A 515-nucleotide genomic window follows, 5' to 3' on the forward strand; every position below is an offset into this window, starting at 1 on the left:
GGAATCACTGGTGGTGATCTAGGCAACAATCCTGTCACTGGCGTGATTCAAACTGGTATTGATGTACTCCAAGGTGTCGAAAGCCTGAAAACAGATATTATCAACACAGGTATTAGCACTGTAGGCGGTGCAATTGGTAGCGTGCTTCCGGGCGTTCATCCTGTTACGGATCTGACCAATCTCGGTACCCTCACCTTTGAAACTTCTCGCGATACAGTCAATGGCACACTTGAAGCCATTTCTGATTTAGCAGGCGCTGATATTGGCGGTGCTGCGGGTTCTCTTACTGGCGTTGTCGGTACACTAATTACCAATGGTTCAACAGCTTCTGGTCTGGTTCAACATGTAGTTGGTGACCTCACTGATGTTGGTGGATTGTTAGGTGGCATTACTGGCGGTATTGGTGGTGGTGACGGCGGTCCTCTTGGTGCAATCACAGGTATCATCGGTGGCATTACTGGCGGTATCGGCGGCGGTGAAGGTGGCCCATTAGGTTCGATCACTGACATTATCGG

General features: G+C 49.9%; 1 pseudogene. It reads left to right on the forward strand.

The annotated features are described in order from the left end of the window. Positions 1-515: pseudogene (locus tag AWW72_RS19505) on the forward strand (beta strand repeat-containing protein); the annotation flags it as partial.

Origin of the sequence: Acinetobacter sp. NRRL B-65365, from assembly GCF_001605865.1 — a bacterium.
Classification (GTDB): Bacteria; Pseudomonadota; Gammaproteobacteria; order Pseudomonadales; family Moraxellaceae; genus Acinetobacter; species Acinetobacter vivianii.